At 42.3% G+C, this 13274-nt stretch carries 9 protein-coding genes; 3 read left to right on the forward strand and 6 right to left on the reverse strand.

Annotation, left to right across the window (positions count from 1 at the left end; genetic code table 11):
- Positions 1 to 161: 161 nt before the first annotated feature.
- The 6 genes from NOS7524_RS13265 to NOS7524_RS13290 all read right to left on the reverse strand — a co-directional run bounded on the left by NOS7524_RS13265 (position 162) and on the right by NOS7524_RS13290 (position 7955).
- Positions 162 to 1601, reverse strand: a complete 1440-nt coding sequence (locus tag NOS7524_RS13265; protein WP_015138988.1) for a hypothetical protein — start codon at positions 1599 to 1601, stop codon at positions 162 to 164.
- Between the two features lie 91 nt (positions 1602 to 1692).
- The gene (locus NOS7524_RS13270) at positions 1693 to 2280 is read right to left on the reverse strand and encodes a general stress protein (protein WP_015138989.1); all 588 of its coding nucleotides are present in this window, start codon (positions 2278 to 2280) and stop codon (positions 1693 to 1695) included.
- 185 nt (positions 2281 to 2465) lie between these two features.
- The gene (locus tag NOS7524_RS13275) at positions 2466 to 3434 is read right to left on the reverse strand and encodes an SDR family oxidoreductase (RefSeq protein ID WP_015138990.1); all 969 of its coding nucleotides are present in this window, start codon (positions 3432 to 3434) and stop codon (positions 2466 to 2468) included.
- Positions 3435 to 3975: 541 nt separating this feature from the next.
- Positions 3976 to 5232, reverse strand: coding sequence for an exonuclease subunit SbcD (sbcD, locus tag NOS7524_RS13280; protein WP_041555309.1), 1257 nt, complete (start codon positions 5230 to 5232; stop codon positions 3976 to 3978).
- Positions 5233 to 5358: 126 nt separating this feature from the next.
- Complete coding sequence (locus NOS7524_RS13285; RefSeq protein WP_015138992.1) at positions 5359 to 5877, reverse strand: pentapeptide repeat-containing protein; 519 nt, start codon at positions 5875 to 5877, stop codon at positions 5359 to 5361.
- Positions 5878 to 6212: 335 nt separating this feature from the next.
- Positions 6213 to 7955, reverse strand: a complete 1743-nt coding sequence (locus NOS7524_RS13290) for a serine/threonine protein kinase (protein WP_015138993.1) — start codon at positions 7953 to 7955, stop codon at positions 6213 to 6215.
- A 175-nt stretch (positions 7956 to 8130) separates the two neighbouring features.
- Between NOS7524_RS13290 and NOS7524_RS13295 the strand changes: the two genes are divergently transcribed.
- The 3 genes from NOS7524_RS13295 (at position 8131) to NOS7524_RS13310 (ending at position 13266) form a co-directional block, all read left to right on the forward strand.
- Entirely contained in the window at positions 8131 to 8709 is a 579-nt protein-coding gene (locus tag NOS7524_RS13295) for a hypothetical protein (RefSeq protein ID WP_015138994.1), read from the forward strand.
- A 458-nt stretch (positions 8710 to 9167) separates the two neighbouring features.
- Positions 9168 to 11426, forward strand: coding sequence for a GAF domain-containing protein (locus NOS7524_RS13305; RefSeq protein WP_015138995.1), 2259 nt, complete (start codon positions 9168 to 9170; stop codon positions 11424 to 11426).
- A 238-nt stretch (positions 11427 to 11664) separates the two neighbouring features.
- A complete protein-coding gene (locus tag NOS7524_RS13310; protein WP_015138996.1) occupies positions 11665 to 13266 on the forward strand; it encodes a peptide ligase PGM1-related protein in 1602 nt (533 codons plus the stop codon).
- The last annotated feature ends 8 nt before the right edge of the window (positions 13267 to 13274 follow it).

Here is a 13274-nt window from a genome sequence, read left to right on the forward strand (position 1 = left end):
TTGCTGGTTAAAAATCTAGGCGATCGCTCAGAATAATTTTAAAGACTTTCTAAAAATCTGTATATCAATTTACCATTACTTTGGCAAAGTTGGGAATAGTGGTACAAAAATTTTTGGTGCTAAGTCCTGAGTGGAGCAGGATGAAAGGTAGAAGACACTCCCTACTCCCCACCCTGAAGTTGTTTCAGTAAATTTTGAACATTAACAATAGTTGCGCTTTGCGTCTTGGGTTGCTCCCTTAACCAAGAATTGGCGCGGTCTTCTCCTTGTTGGACTGCTAAGATCAGCGCACCCCAAGTTTTTACATCTTGTCTATAGGGGTTAACTTTGAGTGCAGCTGTTACACGATTCCATAGCCGACCTTTGTCAGATTTTAAGAGGTTAGCGATTTCTTGAGCATTTTGTGGTGAGGCTTCAAATACTTGTAAAGCTTTTTGCCAACGTCCATCAATTAAATCTGCTAGCACTTGTTGACTAGGACTTGCCCAAGTTTTGTCAGCTTGGGTTTTAGAGAGTTGAGCGTGTAACCGAATCAGGTCAATTTGTGCTTGCGCTGCTGCCGGTATTACGCCTTGGCGCTGTTTTCTGATGAATTGCAACCATTCAAAGGCAGGTGTCCACAAGCCACCACGGGCAATAACTAGAGCATTTTGGTAAGCATAATCTTTGATGGCTGCTGTTTTGAGTGTAATTGGTTCTAGTTGCAGAGGTTTAAGGAATAGCTTGACGTTTTTGACTTGATACACTTGTAACTGTGGTTCTAAACCAACAGTTTGATCAATCACTAATTCTTGATCACTATCACCAGTTACCTGCTGCCATTTAGGTAATTGAGCATTGGGACTTGTCCAAGAGAGCATTTGTTGTAGGTTAGCTCTTTCTGGATTGTAATAGAGAATGTGACCGTAGGCGATCGCATGAGTGCCTTGTTGACGCTTACCTTGTAAATAGAACCATACTCCCTCACCTGGGGTTTTCCCTTCAAAGCGTTGAATCGCACTTAAGGGTAAAAGGTTGCTAGCTTCTTGATGTTCTGAGGTGGTATCAGTTATGGGAGCAAGTGCAAAAGATTCTTCAACTCCCGTTATCGATATTTGATCAGTTAAACGATAGAACTTTTCAGGCTGTGCTTTATACGATAAGTCTTCTACCTGATAAACCCTAAGTTCTACAACTTCTTGACAGTCAGACTGACAGTTGGGACGTTGACGCAACACCGGCAGCAGAAAAGAATTGTCGTCAGCATCTAACGCCATAGTATCGCCAACAATTTTTTTCTGGTGACTCAAACTATCCCGAATTTGCCAGAGAGTTTGGGGGTGTTCACTGTGATTCAGGGGAATTTGCGCCCAGTCTGGTAAAACACTATTCAGCCATACCACCTGTTGGGGATTGAAGATTAACAGTAGAGCAAACCAAGTAAAAGAGAAAACTAACCCAGCACCCGTGAGTAAAATCGCGATCGCTATAATTGAAGACAGCTTACTTCCCTTTTGCTGTCGGGATAGAGTTTCAGGGGAAACAGCTTTAATTACACCCACAATAGGCTGATTGTCTCCAGGAGAGTTTGGCGTTAGCTTGCGCGAGGAGCGATTGGCCATGGTAGTTCTCTGTCAATCTACAGTAGAAAGTTTTATTTGTTGTCTTTCTTTTATACTCGCGCTTTGAGTTGTTGCCTAGCATTAAGGATGTTTAAATTTTAACACTAGCCCCTATTTTCAGGTTATTTTGCGGCGGAAAATCATAAATATCCCAGTTTTGAACCCCATGCTGACGTAAGCTGTCTTCTACACGATGAATTTCTGATTCTGTGCTACTAAGGATAAGCAAATAATAACTTTGCTGGAGGCGATCGCTATAAATTCTGGCTCTGTTTTCGGGTATGCCTAAATGAACCAGCGCCCTGACTAAATTCTCATGGGCTGCTGTTCCCACTGCCACACCTCCCATGCTAGCAACTAATGCTACTCCGATAGAACCTGCTGCTAGTATCACTCCTAACGCGCCAGGCAATGCTAAACTGCTGATACCCACCAACAAACTACCCCAAGTAGTTGCTGACAGTGTATCTCCGATCGCACCTGTAGTATCTACATCTTGATTGCCAATGCGATCGCTGACTTTTACCTCACCCACCTGTTCCCTGCGTTTTCCATCTTTGGCAATTACTGAAATATTTTCTACAGGAAAGTCAGCTGCTTTTAAGTTACTAATCGCTTGTTCTAATTCTGTGGATTTAGTAAATACTCCTAAGCCAATTTTTAGATCATTCGTTGCCATATGCACCTCTATGTGGGGATTGGGAACAAATCAATTCAAAATAGTCTACGACTTCGCGTAGCGTCCCGTAGGGAAGGCTTGCGCCTACAAAATTAAAGAATGCTTGGGGATTGGTGAGTTAGGAAGAAATTCTCCCTTGTCTCCCCTCACTCCCTCATCCTCCCCCACTCCCCACTCCCTTCCTTCTAAGACATAGGTAAACCAATTCTTTGCGCTGCATCCCTTGCCATATCCCAGATATCTTGACTGGTCATCCCATCCCGAACTAACCAATTACCACTGATGCCTGTGTAATCTTGCATGGGGTCGAATACGTTGCCATCAGTCTGGGGGGCAGGTTTATGATCCTGGAAGTGGTCTTGATCTACTTGAGTTGCCATCATGCGCTCAAAGACATCGGGAGCCAAGGTTTTTTGTAAAAGCTGTAAATAAACGGCTTGACCAACTACAATTTCGCGCTGTGGTCTTTCTACTAACCCTGCGATCGCCTCAGCAACTTGTCTGGCAGGATATACAGGTGTCATAGCTTTGGTTTGACGACCTGTGTAATTAGCTGCGTGCTGAAATATGGGTGTGTCAATAGAACCAGGCAATACGGTACAAACATGAATGTCAGGCGCATTATCTAGGTACAATTCCATCCGCAATGAGTCAGAGAGTCCGCGAATGGCATACTTGCTGATAGTGTAGGGAATTGTATATGCCTGACCAGTTACGCCTACAACTGAAGACACATTAATTAAGTTACCGTTACCTTGTTCTCGGAAGTGAGGTAAGGCAGCACGCGCACCGTAAATGTATCCAAATAAATTAGTCTCAATTACCCGCCGAAAAGCTTCCATCGGTGCATCTTCAAACCGCGCAAATAAGCTGACGGCGGCATTGTTCACCCACACATCCAAGCGTCCAAAGGATTCAATGGCACGGCGTGCTAGGGCTTCCACATCAGATTCAAATGACACATTTGTTCGTACTGCTACAGCCGTTGCACCTAGATGTTCGCACTCTTGGGCAACTTCCTGTAAAGCACTTTCGCGCCTTGCTGCTAGGATTAATGTTGCCCGTTGTTTGGCAAACTCCAGGGCTGTAGCTCGACCGATGCCGCTTGAGGCACCTGTAATCACTATGACTGAACTATGTATTGGTCGTGGCATATTTTTCTCTCCTTGAGCGATACCTACAGTAGGTGTAGTCAACGCAATGATTTACAGCAAATTTCTACAGTCTTTGATGATTTATTTATCTATTTGCAGTTAATCACTGTTTTTATTTTTTAAGCTTAATTTTTTACGTAGCCAGCTATTATTTTTACTTGCAAGTAATAAGTTTTAATATTGCATAATGATTTTGTTGTTTATTACCATCCTTAGATAGAATTTATAGAATAATTTTGATTAAGTTATTAACAGAAATATTCCAGAATGCAGTAATTGCTATTGTTGGAAAAATATGTGTATGCAATTATATTAAATGCTAATTTTTATTTGCAAACATACAACTTTTGACGCATATAGCGTTTCCTAGTCTGCCGAGGTACAAATCTCTGCGTAACTCTGCGCTTTACTCCGCGCCCCTCTGCGTTTCAAAATATTATTTGTACCTCACTTAAGTGGGAACCTCTATATATTTATTCTTGCTTCTGATAGAAGTTATAGATTCGCTCATTGACCAAAGCACTTCGATGTCTCCTATACCCTATCTATCCCCAGTGCTTACTTCCAGCCAAATTTCCGCATCATCAGCTAATAATTGTTGTGCTGCTTCTAACATGGACCCAGCTATATCTTTGAGGTCTTCTCGATTGTGCAAGTATGTTTTTAATGCTTCCATTGGGTCTATGCTACTACTAGCACTCAACTCAGGAATGCGGGGACGAGCTAACTGACTGACTAATTCTGCTTGAATGGTGTAAGTATGAGCAGAACTGAGGGCAGAATGGAGAGCAGCGTTATCAATCAAATCGATTTGTTCAGAACGGAGTTTGTAAATTAGCCGTACTACTGCATCTTGCAGATCATGTTTAGCGATCGCTTTTATTAAAACACCTTGGGGTTCTTCTGCTTTCGACACATCCACTTCTAATGTGCGGAAAGTACGAACTGGTAAAGGACAAAATTCCCAGTTCACACTCCCCCGTTCCAATTCCACCATCACATAACCTTTATCTTCTTTTTCCTCACTGAAATCTACTCGTTCAATACTCCCCGGATAAATCACTGGTGGGTTATTGGATTTATTCAAGTTTTGATGGCGGTGGACGTGTCCTAAAGCCACATAATCAAAGCAAGGACGAGTCAACAAAGACAAGGGGAGAGTAAAACCTTTCCCCACAGCCAAAAAGCGTTCAGCCCCCAACGTAGCATTATCCGCCATCAAGTGAGCTAAAAGTACAGTGGGGACATCAGGATCAAGCCGCCGAATTTCCCCTTCGATAACAACTTGCAAGCGTTCTGTTAATAATTGATTGACTTCCGCCAAAGATAAATTTTCTGTTTCTTGGCGAGTCATCAGCGTGGAACGAGTCAGCCAAGGTAAGGTAATCACTTGTACTTTACCGTTGGGGGTTTGGATGTGGTGAGTTGTTAACTTATCACCGACTACAAAACCTGGTACTCCCAAGGTGCGGTAAATGTTTAAACTCGCGCCTCCCAACCCTTGGGAATGCTGATCATGATTTCCCACTAACAACACCGTCGGAATATTAGCATCTACCAATCGGCGGAATTGGCCAGCAAAAGCTTCCTGCACATAGGGCGGCGGTGTGGCATCAGGAAAAGCATCACCACCAAATAAAACTAAATCTACTGCATCATTTAATGCCCGATCAATACACAACGATAAAGTCTGAACAAAATCCTCCAGTCGCGTATTTAAACCTGTCACTGGATTAATTCTACCGTGGGAAAAACCGCTTCCCATGTGGATGTCAGAGAGATGGAGGATTTTAATCATAATTGCTAGTCCATAGTCAATAGTCCATAGTTCAAAGCAAAACTCATAACTATTAACTATCTGTACTTTTGTTTTATTGTATCGATTGCGTAAGTCATAAAACTCACCAGTTATACAATACACCTATCATTTACGGTTACGATTTATGCCTTCTTGTAATGACCAAAAATGAGGTTTATCGTAGGTGACAATACCATTACTGAGGGTTGTGAGTTGGAAGTTTGCGCCCCGGAAGTTAGTGTAGTTTAAATTAGTTTCCTTTAAGTTGGCGGCGGCCAAATTAGCACCAATCAAACCGGCGTAAGATAAGTCAGCCTTTACCAGCGATGCCAGTTGTAAATTCGCACCTATTAAAGAAGCGCCAGAAAGATTAGCAGCATCTAAGACGGCACCTTCTAGATTGGCAGACGTTAGATCGGCGTTAGCCAGATTCGCTTGAGATAAGGTTGCACCTTTCAAATTCGCCTGTCGCAAATTTGCTCCTGCTAAATTCATTGCAGATAAATTTGCGCCACTTAAATCACATCGAGGACACATACCAGATGCTTTCAACTGCTCTAGGTCTTGTTGATTGAAGGCAAAAGCCGATTGTGTTAACCCACACGCAGCTAACAGAGATATAGTAGCAATTAATGGCAATTTCATAATTTTAAGTATTATTGGGGATGACAAGTTATAATTTATTTTATTGTCACACACCTGGAACAAGTTTTTGTCAGTAAATAACGCGAATGAAGCTGTAATGAAGAACCTGTTAAAATAGTATAAATTCTGCTTATTATAGTGGTCAATTATGATTTTAGGTTTTAGAATCGAATCGTAACCAACTATACAGAACAAATTATAGTCTACCACCTATAGAAACCCCCTGATTGGCAAAAGAAATACCATCAGGGGGTATTAATTTTTGGATTTTGGTGATAGGGGGACGGGAGAAAAGGGAGACAAGGAAGATTTACTTCTAATGCCCAATGCCAAACTTAGCGCCAACCCAGCCACCGCAATCCAGGAACAATGAGATAGTAGCTGACTCCGAACCAAAAGTTGGTAAATATGCCGATGGAGCTGAAAAAGGCAACTGGTAGGGATAATTCTGACCAGAGAGGACGATCAGGAAATTGTAGGATGTTGGCAGGAAAACCTAAAAGTAGCAATGCTGCACAGCCCATTGCTGCACCAAAAGACCCAACTACGGCATAAACGATATGATGACTACGAAAACCAATACTAAGCGCCAATAAAAAAACAGCAATAGCTGTTGCTCCTACTAAACTTTCAGAGCGATCGCCTGTTAATGTGATCACTTGCCACAATAACCAGCCGAATACATAGCTGATTGTACCCATCAACGATGCTACTAAAAACCGTCGCCGTTGCCCAAAACACCCGGCAGCAGTGATGCCCCAGGCTGTCCCTACGCCTGCAACAGCAAATACTAAACTTTCTGCGCCAAATTTAGGTGGCGAGTTAGCAGCCAATTCGGGTAGCTGAGTCAAGATAAATTCGACCAAGCGATCGCCTAAACTGGTGTGATAGGCCAAAATAAATCCGGTGATTGTACCTGCGCCAGCACCCAAACCAGTGATAAACATTGCCCAAATTGTTGAGAAACAAGCTTTGATGATTTGGAATATGGTTTTAACTATCCACAAAACTATTTTGCGGACTGTCTTACCAAAGTTGCCTAAAGCTTGCTCTGTTGCTTGCAATAAGCTTTGCCATTGATGATTAACTTGAGTTAAAGCTTGCTGAAAAACGTTTGATCGTGATGATGGTTGAGTAATTTTGGTTAATCTTTTTTGAATAATTGCAGCATTGGCGGGACGCGATCGCACATCCTCCTGCACCATCTCATCTAATAAATCTGCCAACTGGGGATGCACATTCACCCGGTTACGCCACTGCAAAGCCCCTGTATCGGGATCTTCCAATTCTAAGGGATACTTGCCTGTCAGTAATTCAATCATAGTCCGACCAAGGGCATAAAAATCAGCCTCTGGCCCTACGTTTCCCCCACTTACCTGTTCTGGTGGACTGTAACCAGAAGAAAATAACCTCGTAGAACTAGACTCTTGACGTAGCCTTGCCGTTTTGACTTGTTTTGCCCCACCAAAGTCAATCAACACCAATTGTTCCCAGCCAGTTCCACCTTGAGAGGGAAGCGCCGTTGATATTGGAGTCCGCAACATCAAATTTGAGGGCTTGATATCGCGGTGAATAATTTGACGCTTATGCAATTCCTGTAAAATTTTTAGGGCTTGGATCAGCCAGTTTAGGATCAATTCCTCTGGGCATCCTTGAGGATATTTTTCTAAAATTTCCGCCAGAGTCGGCCCGTTGATTTTTTCCATTACCAAACAAGCTAGCTGACGCGGCTTAGGATTAGATACATTTACCTGAAAATGCCCATCAGCTTCGACTTTTGGCACCCCTGGATGCCGCAAACTTACTAAAACTGCTGCTTCTTGGGTGAATAATTCCAACGCCTTGGGGGAATCTTCTACCAACACCTTCAGCACTTTTTCGGATTGTGTCCTTTCATCCCAAACTGTGTATATTTGGGCGAATCCCCCCGAACCCAAGGGTTGGATCGGCACATAACGATCTAACAGCTGTAGCACCGCGCCACAGCTGTTACAAAACTTGTTACCCCAAGGTTGGGGATAGGGACGTTGACAATCAGGATTGATGCAGTGAACCGCACTTTTGCTGATGTGGGACACAACCGCTACATTACAAAGGCTGACTTGATTTTAGCGTCTATTTGGGATTGGGGAATAGGGAATAGGGACTGGGGACTGGGAACTGGGAACTGGGGATACTTCCTGTGATTTTTCTGTGTCTGTGTGGTTCAAACTGATATAGTGAGTGTCTGCTGTACTGTATAAATCAATTTTGATGCCAAGAATTGCTGCCAAAACACCATTAAAATTTGTCTCACTGTGGACTGTTGCAACTTTTGGCGGTTTTTTGGGGAGTTTGTTCTGGATTGAAATTGGTGAACGTCCAGATATTGGTGTAGCACAGGCGGCTGTGGGAGGATTAGCGATCGCACTACCTCAAAGCCTCATCCTCAAGCCAACTATCTTCGCTGGTAAGTGGATTGTCTTAACTGTAGCAGCTTGGGTGTTAATTACAGCTATGGGCTTGGGTGCAGTCGGTTGGATTGTCCCAGATGCCAAGGTACTTTACCTCCGGTTCTACTTTGGGGTGATTTATGGCGCAGTTGGGGGCTTAAGTATTGGCATAGCGCAATGGTTAGCAATTCGTCAGCCAGCATCTTGGGCTTGGCAATGGATATTAGCTAGTGCTGTCAGTTGGGCTATAGCCGTACCCATTGGTTCTGTTGTGGGCATGATTTTACATCAGCTAACACAGTTATTTTTAGCCGAAATTGCAGGGTTAGCCGTAACTTGGTTTGTGGTTGCCATCCTCACAGGTATCAATGCTTATCGATTACTTAAACCAAGTTGCTAGTTACAGTGCTGTTAGCGGTAGCGCGGCGTTAAGCAACATGGTAAGTAGAAGTCATTAGTCTAGGAATTGGGTATTGCAAAAAGATGAATTAGGGCAGGAGCGAGGATTTCCCCCTTTTCTCCCAGTCCCCAATCCCCAACCCCTCCTTAAGAAATGTAACAAAATCAATTTAGAATTTTCATTTCGTTAAGTATATGCAAAAATCTTAATAAAAGCTTAATAATAAATTTCCGTAGAATTACACTACCCTGCAAATACTTTTTAACCTTCAAATGGCAGGATTTGTTAAGCTTATTGCTATTCACTTTCTGAGATTTCTGGTAAGAATTAAAGAAAGGGGTCAATATCGTCAGCAAAAACTCACAATCATTCACTTTAGGCGCTAAAAGCATTTCTACCAGCGAAATTCCGAGATAAAGCGCCTCAAAGAGTCAGTAATACCAAACAGGGACTCTCGCATGAATATCAATTCAGTAGACTCAACCATCAAGTTGAAGGCAGAATCTCATTCTCATATTCTGTTCGGCACAGCAGTAGACGAACAAAGTAGTGGCAAACAGCTGCTACTGAGTATGTACGACTCTGTGCAGACATCTATATTCGTGGTGGATGTTCTCGAAGATGGTGATTTTTGTTATGTGGCACTCAATCCCACCCATGAGCGATGGGTAGGCATCCGCACAGAGGATTTACGGGGCAAAAAACCAGAGGATATTCTCAATGCAGTTGATGCTGCTAAGGTGCGTCAGCACTATGCAGAATGTGTGCGTTTGGGCAATACTATTTCTTACGAACAGTGTTTACAATTCCAGGGTGTCCCTACTTGGTGGAGTACAACTTTGACACCACTCAGGGATGCTAATTCTCGAATTTATCGGTTAATTGGTACAAGTAGCAATATTACTCCGGCTAAACAGGTAGCCCACGCGCAGGAAATTCAAGCAGAACGAGATCAAGTGTTGGCAACACTAAGTCAAAAAATTCATGAATCTTTAGATTTAGGTGTAATTCTCCATCAGACTGCTAAAGATTTGCGTCAGTGTTTAAATTGCGATCGCATCCTCATTTATCAGATGCAGACTAGCACAGATGGGGTAGTTATGACCGAAGCTATAGTCAGTCCTGAACTGTCACTATTAGGCAAGAACTTCCGAGATCCTTGCTTGGGTGTGCAACATCCCGAACACTCAGGGCGATGTTGTCTGCAAATTGTGCCAGATATTTACGCTAATGGGGTCAATTCTTGTCAGCAAAAATTTTTGGCAGCCTTGCCAGCGAGGGCGCATTTAGTCACACCAATCTTGCTACGACAAAACATTTGGGGACTGTTAATTGCTCAGTATTGCTATGAACCCCACCAATGGCAACAAATAGAAATTGACTTACTTGAGCAACTTGCAACCCAACTGGGGATTGCTGTACAACAATCAGAACTTCAAAACCAACTCAAACAACTGAAAAATCAACTAGAGTCCCAAAAAAAAGAACATCAAGCCCAATTACGGCAGATTCAGAAGTTTCAAGACTTAGTACGACGGATGACTGAAAAAATTCGTGATACTAAAGATGAAACTCAAATCTTAGTAGATGTAACTCAGGAGTTAGCAAATTTACTGCAACTAGAATCTTGCTATATCGAAATCTATAATCCTGATTGCACGGAAGTTATAGTTGTTTACGAGTACGCATTTGAACATTCTATCTACCAGGGATTGACTAGAAAACCGCCAGAATTGAGCGAAATTTATCAGCCGTTATTGCAAAAACAACACTTTCAATCAGTGGAAATTGTACCAGGATGGCATCCCAAGTTACTGGTAATTACTCAGTTAGCTTGTCCGATTTTTGATGAGCAAGGAATGCTGGGTAATCTTTGGCTGATCAGACCGATACAACAGATGTTTAATGAACTGGAAATTAGTCTGGTGCAAACTTTAGCCAACGAATGCGCGATCGCGATGCGACAAACAAGGTTACACGCCACCAGACAAGCCACGATTAAAAAATTAGAAGAAAAAGAACGCCACACTAAACAATTTCTCAAAAACCTTTCCCATGAACTGCGAACACCGATTACAAGTATTAGTTTGGCGGCTCAAACTCTGGAAAGTCTGCTGTTACCTGATGGCACATTAGATGAAGTAGTACCGCAACTTTTGCAAATCCTACATCATGAATGTGGCAGAGAAAGCAAACTAATTCACGATTTACTGACACTTATCCATTTGGAAGCAGAACCAGAAACCCCAACTTTAATCACTATCGACTTGCAAACTTGGCTTCCCCCCATCGTAGAATCTTTTTCTGATTTGAGCAGTTGTCAAGGGCAAACATTAAACCTGAATATAGAAACCGCACTGCCACCTTTAGCAACAGATATCATAGAGCTAGAGCGAATTCTCACCGAACTTTTAAGCTATACGTGCAAGTACACTCCACCTGGGGAGACAATTACAGTTTCTGCTCAGACGACAGTAGAGGCACTACAAATCAGCATCAGTAATTCTGGGTTAGAAATTCCTAGCCATGAGCGATCGCGCATTTTCGAGCCGTTTTACCACATTTGCAAAAATGATCCTTGGAAATATAGTGGTACTGGTTTAGAAATGGCATTAGTCAAAAAAATGGTCAGACATTTAGGTGGTTCAATTCATGTAGAAAGTGCTGCCTGTCAAACTACTTTCATCGTTAAATTTCCCAAATTTGCTAAACTATAAAACCTCAGTCAGTTGTATATTGGCGAATTAACTATATTTTTGTATTTATTATTAATTTTTGTGCATGATGGCATCATGTAGAGTTGTGTAATTTAGAAAACATAACAATACACCACGATTTTCACCCCTCTGCTTTTATTAGCTCATTCAAAGAAGTGTTGCGTATTAAGGTTTAGGTTGTTGCTTTGAGATATACCAGAGTAGTAAGCCATGTTGGGGATCATGACAGGGTAGGAGTATGGTGACTTTAAATGTTGCAGCATTAGAACCAGTTGATCAGTTTCATAGTCTGCAATTAACTTTGCGCGATCGCTGGAAAACTATCGAGCTATTTGACACTGGAGAGGCAGATATTATCGTCATTCCTTCCCTCAGTATTGACCAGCGTGAGATCCAAAAGGTGGAAGGTTTTGAACATTATGAAGAAAGATTACTTTTTGCCTTGATGCGGTTAAGAAATCCCCGCACAAGGTTAATTTATGTCACATCAATGCCATTACATCCCAGCATTATTGATTACTATCTACAATTATTACCTGGCATCCCCTTTTCTCACGCTCGCAATCGCTTACTTTTACTTTCAACTTATGATTCTTCACCTAAACCCCTAAGTCAAAAAATTTTAGAACGTCCCAGATTAATTGAGAGAATTCGCCAAGCCATCAGACTAGAAAAATCATTGATAGTTTGCTACAACTCCACCAATTTAGAAGCAGAATTGTCTTTAAAATTAAATGTGCCATTGTATGCGGCTGCACCAGAATTACAAATTTGGGGGACAAAAAGTGGTAGCCGACAAATCTTTGCAGAAAGCGGAGTTCCCCATCCAGATGGAAGTGGATTAGTCTGGAATACTCAAGATTTAGCTATAGCAGCTGGTGATTTATGGGAACGCCAACCGACATTACAGCGTATGGTAGTCAAGTTAAATGAAGGTATTTCTGGCGAAGGAAATGCACTGCTAGATTTGCGTCCTATTATGCACCTAGCACCAGGACAAGCTACTCATGAACAAAGATTAGCAGCAATTAGCGATCGCTTCTCTACTATGCGCTTTCAAGCCAAACAAGAAAACTGGCTAAATTTTGCCGGCAGAATTGCCGAATTAGGGGCAATTGTGGAAGCATTTGTCGAAGGAGAAATCAAGCGATCGCCTAGCGTTCAAGGACGCATCACCCCCACAGGCGAAGTTGAAATTCTCTCTACCCATGATCAAATCCTCGGTGGCCCCGATGGACAAATTTACCTCGGCTGTCGATTCCCTGGAGATGAAACCTACCGCTTACAATTACAGAATTTGGGGTTAAAAGTTGGCAGAAAACTAGCAGAAAAAGGTGCATTAGAAAGATTTGGTGTAGATTTTGTTACCGTTGATCAAGGTAACGGGGAATGGGACATTCAAGCCATTGAAATTAACCTCCGTAAAGGCGGCACTACCCATCCCTTCATGACCTTAAAATTATTAACTAACGGTCGTTATGACTTGTCTACAGGGTTATTTTATAGTCAACAAGGTCGCCCCAAATACTACATTGCTACAGACAACCTGCAAAAAGACCGCTATCGAGGATTATTACCAAATGACCTAATGGACATTATCGCCCATCACAAATTACACTTCGATAGCTGTACAGAAACCGGCACAGTATTTCATCTTATGGGTTGTCTGTCCCAGTTTGGCAAATTAGGATTAACCAGCATTGGTGATTCACCCCAACAAGCAGAAGACATCTATAACAAAGTAGTCAAAGTATTAGATGACGAAACCCGCACCGAAACACCCAATTTTTCCCTATTTTCAGACTACACCTTCCCCGTAGCCTGGGATGGATATAGTTGATAAGAATT

It is taken from the genome of Nostoc sp. PCC 7524 (genome assembly GCF_000316645.1).
GTDB lineage: Bacteria > Cyanobacteriota > Cyanobacteriia > Cyanobacteriales > Nostocaceae > Trichormus.